The 262-nt window shown below is 48.1% G+C and carries 1 pseudogene; it reads left to right on the plus strand.

Going from position 1 to position 262, the window contains the following annotated elements:
- Positions 1 to 262 (plus strand): annotated as a pseudogene (locus HBA93_RS21750) (xylose isomerase); the annotation flags it as partial.

The raw sequence follows: 262 nt of genomic DNA on the forward strand, positions 1-262 counted from the left end.
GTCGTGGATTACAAACATAAAACCGGCTTTAAAGGCACAATTCTGCTTGAGCCGAAGCCGCAGGAGCCGACCAAACATCAATATGATTATGATGTGGCAACGGTCTACGGCTTTTTGAAACGCTACGGTCTTGAGAACGAGGTTAAGGTCAATATCGAGCAGGGCCACGCCATTCTGGCGGGACATTCCTTCGAGCATGAACTGGCCCTTGCCAATGCACTCGGCATTTTCGGTTCCATTGATATGAACCGTAATGATTATC

The sequence above is a fragment of the Ochrobactrum sp. SFR4 genome, from assembly GCF_019730395.1.
Classification (GTDB): Bacteria; Pseudomonadota; Alphaproteobacteria; order Rhizobiales; family Rhizobiaceae; genus Pseudochrobactrum.